5 protein-coding genes are annotated in these 5337 nt (G+C 32.4%); all 5 read left to right on the plus strand.

The window, feature by feature from the left end:
• Positions 1-367: 367 nt before the first annotated feature.
• The 5 genes from ACFIO3_RS06605 to ACFIO3_RS06625 all read left to right on the plus strand — a co-directional run bounded on the left by ACFIO3_RS06605 (position 368) and on the right by ACFIO3_RS06625 (position 5224).
• Positions 368-724 (plus strand): hypothetical protein, encoded by a 357-nt coding sequence (locus tag ACFIO3_RS06605; RefSeq protein WP_375607799.1) that lies wholly within the window; start codon positions 368-370, stop codon positions 722-724.
• Positions 725-995: 271 nt separating this feature from the next.
• Positions 996-1268, plus strand: coding sequence for a hypothetical protein (locus tag ACFIO3_RS06610; RefSeq protein WP_375704220.1), 273 nt, complete (start codon positions 996-998; stop codon positions 1266-1268).
• Between the two features lie 211 nt (positions 1269-1479).
• Complete coding sequence (locus ACFIO3_RS06615) at positions 1480-1842, plus strand: hypothetical protein (protein WP_375607836.1); 363 nt, start codon at positions 1480-1482, stop codon at positions 1840-1842.
• 626 nt (positions 1843-2468) lie between these two features.
• Positions 2469-3866, plus strand: a complete 1398-nt coding sequence (gene thrC, locus ACFIO3_RS06620) for a threonine synthase (RefSeq protein ID WP_375704221.1) — start codon at positions 2469-2471, stop codon at positions 3864-3866.
• Between the two features lie 83 nt (positions 3867-3949).
• On the plus strand, positions 3950-5224 hold the full coding sequence (locus tag ACFIO3_RS06625; RefSeq protein ID WP_375607802.1) for a M16 family metallopeptidase: 1275 nt from the start codon (positions 3950-3952) through the stop codon (positions 5222-5224).
• The last annotated feature ends 113 nt before the right edge of the window (positions 5225-5337 follow it).

A 5337-nucleotide genomic window follows, 5' to 3' on the forward strand; every position in this document is an offset into this window, starting at 1 on the left:
TTATTAAAAATAATATTAATATTATTTTATAATAAGATACGATATTTAGGTATTATTTTATATAATTATATCATAATGAAATATTTAAAATATGTCTTACAATATTATAAATTATATTAATACTATATGATAATTATAAAATAACATATATCAATACATATATAAATTCTAAAAAATATTTTTTGTAATTATCAGTGTTACTTTTTTACAATAATTTTTATAAAAACTATCGTTTTATTTTTAATATGTGTTTTTAATATTGACTAAAAATACATAATGACATAAGATTATTATCTATAAAGTAAATTATGTGCACATATTGTATGTTTAATTGTATATCTAAATTAAAAATATTTGAGGTAAAGTTATGGTAAAATTATTTAAAAATTATGTCTTAAGCATTTTTATAACAAGCGCTTTTTTTCTTTCACAAACCATAAATGTTAATGCAAACTATTTAAAAAAAGAGGTTCCAAAAGAAGAGTTTTCTATTGCCCTAATGGAACAAGTAAAGAATGTGAAATCTGACGCAGTTTCTATGACTGCTTTCCATGTTCCATCTGTAAGTTATGGAACAGAAAATGGGACAACCTTTGAAGGAAAAGTTGAAAAGGTTATTGAACCCATGACTGTAGGAGTGGGACTATTGTTCGCTGGATATACAATAAGTTTTATAGGATCGATAATAAGTTGGATAAAGGACATAGTATTGATGTTCAAGTAATTCAATCTATTGTATAAATATAGAATATATAGCTTCATTATGTTGTTATTAATTATTATAAATTTATTACATAATGAATCTTATATTACTATAACTATAAATGCTGTAAATTACATCAAAAAATCCAAAATATAATTTTACACATATATATTGAATAGTATAAAGTATTTGAGGTAAATGAATGATTAAATTTTTTAAAAATTATATGTTAAGTATTTTTATAATATCTGCTTTTTACATTTCACAGACTGTAAGTGTACATGCCAACTATTTGCAAAACAATATTCATCGTGAGAATAGTTTTATTTCTGTAACAGAACAGAACAGAAAGGATGCAATCAGTACGGTTTCTTTCTATACACAAAATCTAAATCGTGGTATGAAAAATGAAATTACCATCGAAGGAAAATTTGAAAAAGTCGTTGAACCTCTTACACTCGGGACTTTTGGTATTGGGATGGCTCTTGGTTATGTATCAAGTACGGTAGGTATGTTTTTAGGATGGATAATCAGCAAAATAATATCCTATTTTAAATCTCGTTAAAATTGAAATTTTATAAGCATAAGATCTTCTCATATAAAATATAAACTATAGATACATTCTGTTTTTATCTATTATTAATGATAAAAAACTAATGAATTATCACATTAAGCATGAAGAAATCTTTAAATACTTCTGTTTCTTTCAATGGGCACTAATTCTGTCAATGTATCAATTTATCCTAAAACAACAGTAAAAGTATTGGAGGTAAATGATGATTAAAGTATTGAAAAACTACGTATTAAATATTTTTATAGCGGTCGCTTTTTTGCTTTCACAAGTTATAAATGTTCATGCCAATCATTTGAAAAATGATGCTCCATGGGAAGCTATTTCTTTCATGGAACAAGGGGAGACAAAAATGATCAATATAGCTGCTCTTTATGTACCGAGTTTCACTCATAAAACAAAAAGTGAATCTGCCATTGAGGGAAAATATGAAAAAGTATTTGAACCCATTACTCTAGGAGTTTTTTCTACAATGGGAGCTTTGGGATTTGGATTTTTGACCGGATCTGTTATGTCCATATTTAGTGCGATAATCGGATGGGCAATAGGAAAAATTAAAGGCAAATAATTCAAAGCTGCTCAGTTATTTGTTCTATTTTTAATAAGGGTATTTTACAGCCTGCTTCACATCATTTGGCAGGCTGTTTTTATGCTTTCTATGGATAAACTTTAGGTTCCCATATGTATAGCACAAATATAATATCTATTAGTATACAAAATGATCAATTAAACTCAACAAAGATTATTTAAAATATACATTTATGCACGAAATGTCATAAATTTACCTTATAAATCCTCCAGTATGAATCTGGGAATGTATCAGCTCAACATTCATTTTAGAAGATTTATTTTTCATAAAGTATAAAAGCATAAAATAACTATGAACAATTGAATTTTACAAAAAAGTTATTCAATAAATACTATTCTATATATTTGATTTCATTATTGAGGAAGGTACATAAGTGAAAACACGCTGTAAAATTTATAATAGAAAGAAATTTTTCGATTATAACAGATTTTCTGTGAAAATGTGGCGTTTATATCTCAAAAATAAAAATGCTTAAAACTATTTCTTTTCATTATTGAGTTAAAAAGAAGAAAATAAACTTCTATCCATTTAATAATTTAAATATTATGAAAAACGTAAAATGAATGGCTGCATCAATTTGCCAGAAATAAAAAAGGATAAGACTTATGAAATATATCAGCACGAGAGGTGAATCTCCTGCTTTAAGCTTTACGGAAACTATCATGACAGGGTTGGCGAGTGATGGTGGACTTTATCTTCCAGATAAATTTCCGCAATTATCATTTGATGCGTTACGAACACTTCGTGGACAATCCTATACAGAAATTGCTAAAACTATTCTTTGGCCCTTTGTGAATAACGAGATCGAGTATACAGCCTTTGAAAATATAATCGCTGAATCTTATGCAACCTTTCACCATCCAGCAATCTGTCCATTACGACAAACTAAAGCAGATGAATTTATCCTTGAACTCTTTCACGGACCTACTTTAGCTTTTAAAGATGTCGCAATGCAGTTTCTTTCTCGGCTTATGGATTATATTTTGACTAAAAAAAATAGACGTGCAACGATTGTTGCTGCAACATCGGGTGATACAGGGGGGGCTGCAATACAAGCTTTTGCTGGAAAAGAACATTCAGATATTTTTATTTTATTTCCTAAAGGACGAGTCTCACCTGTTCAACAACGGCAAATGACAACCAATCAATGTTCCAATGTTCATGCCATTGCCATTGAAGGAAATTTTGATGATTGCCAAGCTCTTGTCAAAGCAATGTTTAATGATCATAATTTTCGTAAAAAAACAGCGCTTTCAGGTGTTAATTCTATAAATTGGGCGCGTATCATGGCGCAAATTGTTTACTATTTTTCATCCGCTCTTTCCTTAGGTGCACCTGATAGAGCTGTTTCCTTTACTGTTCCTACCGGAAATTTCGGTGATATTTTTGCAGGTTATGTCGCTGCTCGTATGGGATTACCCATTGCTCAACTGATCATTGCAACGAACGATAATGACATCCTTGCACGTACATTGACCAGCGGTACTTACGAAACACAACCAATCGTCCATACAACATCACCTTCTATGGATATTCAAATCTCATCTAATTTTGAACGTTTACTCTTTGAAAGTAGCAATCGTGATCCAATGTGGATTCGCAATGCAATGGAAAATTTGAAAAAAATGGGGGTCTTTTCTCTTGATGAAAAACATCTCAAAAATATTCGTTCCCTATTTTCCGCTGGGACAAGCAACATGGATGAAACAGCACAAACAATTGATAGTGTCTATAAGGAAAGTGGCTATCTTATTGATCCACATACAGCTGTCGCCCTTAAAGTAGCGCGTGAAAACAAAAAACAGCATATTCCAATGATCGTCCTTGCCACAGCTCATCCAGCTAAATTTCCTGATACTCTCAAAAGTGCTTGTGGACTTCATGCCCCATGCCCCCCCCATCTCAATGATGTAATGGAACGCGAAGAACACTTTATAAGTCTTGCTAATGATGAAAAAATAGTAAAAAATTATATTTCTTTAAAATCGCATGCATCTTATTAAAGTTAGCAGCATTAATTTAAATCAAGAATATTCTAATGCCCTTAACAATGAGGTATTTAGCTTTTTAATGGAGTTGTAAATACATGGATGTAGATATCTGTCGCCTAAATAATGGTTTGACTATAGCCACACATACAATGCAACAAATTGATAGTGTTGCCCTCGGAATATGGGTTAAAGTGGGCTCACGCAATGAAACCTCCACACAGCATGGTATTGCCCATCTACTTGAGCATATGGCTTTTAAAGGAACCGAAAATCGTAGCGCTTTTCAAATTGCAACCGATATTGAAGATGTTGGCGGTGAAATTAATGCCACAACCGGTATTGAAACAACAGCTTACTTTGCACGTGTACTTAAAAGCGATATCCCGCTTGCTATCGATATTTTAGCCGATATTTTGATGCATTCAAAATTTAACGAAGATGAACTAGAACGAGAAAAACAAGTCATTTTTCAGGAAATTGGTGCCGCGCATGACACTCCTGATGATATTGTTTTTGATCACTTTACAGAAACAGCCTTTCGTCATCAATCCCTTGGTCGCTCTATTTTAGGAACAGCTAAAACTATTCAATCATTTACATCTACTGATCTCCATGATTTCATCAATAAACAATATAGTGCAGATCGTATGATTGTCGTTGCAGCTGGAGCTGTAAAACACGAAAGTTTCTTGCGAGAAGTTGAAAGTCGTCTTGGTACTTTTCGCTCTCATTCAACCGCACCTCTTATTAATCTTGCAAATTATGTCGGCGGCGACTTTCGTGAGTATCGTGATTTAATGGATACACAAGTTGTTCTAGGGTTTGAAGGGCGTGCTTATCACGCGCGTGATTTTTATGCAGCCCAAATTCTTTCAATTATTCTTGGTGGTGGTATGTCCTCACGTCTTTTTCAAGAAGTAAGAGAAAAACGTGGATTATGCTATTCTATTTATGCTTTTCATTGGGGATTTTCAGATACTGGGCTTTTTGGTGTTCATGCAGCTACTGGACAAGAGGGGCTCAAAGAGCTCCTTCCTGTGATTCTTGATGAACTTTCCAAGGTCGGCAAAAATACTCACGCCAATGAACTTCAACGAGCACAAACACAATATCGTGCTAATCTTGTAATGTCACAGGAAAATCCCTCTAGTCAAGCACATCTCATTGCACGCCAAATACTCCTTTACGGTCGCCCCATTCCAATATCGGAAACAATTGAACGCCTCAATCTCATCACTCCTACAAGATTAACTGATTTAGCGCATCGTCTTTTTACAAATTCCACTCCAACACTAACCGCTGTAGGACCTGTAGGACCCCTCATGAATTTTGATGATTTAACGTCAACTCTTTCATACAAGCTAAAATAAAAAACTACTTTTCAAAGCAGCATCACAATAACATAAACATATTTTATCATAAAATTTACCACAAAAGCTCTCCTCATTAAATAAGTTTTGGAAATATTGGGCAAAGAGGTGTA

The organism is Bartonella sp. AD328YNZD (assembly GCF_042196425.1).